The organism is Pseudoxanthomonas gei (assembly GCF_010119615.1).
Lineage (GTDB): Bacteria > Pseudomonadota > Gammaproteobacteria > Xanthomonadales > Xanthomonadaceae > Pseudoxanthomonas_A > Pseudoxanthomonas_A gei.
Genome location: NZ_QOVG01000022.1, coordinates 1 through 683 on the forward strand (window position 1 = coordinate 1; position 683 = coordinate 683).

A 683-nucleotide genomic window follows, 5' to 3' on the forward strand; every position below is an offset into this window, starting at 1 on the left:
CGTTGAGGTAAGCCCGTTTTCCGGCCATGTGGCTGGGGTCGCCAATGATTGGCAATTGAGGGAAAATAGATTTCAGCTCAATGGCCATCTGCCACATCGGTACGTTACGGTACTTGGTTGCTTCGCCCGTGGCAAATCCACGGTGAATGGCACCCAGTTTATTAATACCTGCACCCGCAATCCGTTCGAAAGCACCCACCCATAATGCTAAATCTGGGTTGACTGGGTTTTTAATCAAAACGGGTACGTCAACTCCCCGTAGAGCATCGGCAATTTCTTGCACGTTGAATGGATTCACGGTTGTGCGTGCACCTATCCACAGAATATCGACGCCATATTTCAGGGCCAGTTCAATGTGTTCAGGTGTAGCTACTTCAACGGCAAACGGCAAACCCGTTTCTGCTTTTGCCCGCTGAATCCAGGGCAGGGCGGCTTCTCCCATGCCTTCAAAGCTACCTGGGCGGGTACGGGGCTTCCAAACGCCAGCCCGAATGACATGTACCGCATCCAGTTCTTTTAACTGGCGGGCAGTCTCAACTAACTGATCTTCCGTCTCGGCGCTGCATGGGCCAGCGATGATCAAAGGCTTGCCGTTGGTCTCAATCCACGATCCAAGCGGCTCTACGGCTAATTCTACTTTCATACTATACGCTTAATCTGCGAGTAACACCTTTACTCTATGG

Annotated in this window: 1 protein-coding gene; it reads right to left on the minus strand. The window is 51.5% G+C overall.

Going from position 1 to position 683, the window contains the following annotated elements; all coding sequences use genetic code 11:
* Positions 1-643: hypothetical protein (locus DT603_RS15785; protein WP_425500994.1), on the minus strand; the 643-nt coding region annotated here is incomplete at its 3' end.
* Positions 644-683: the final 40 nt, after the last annotated feature.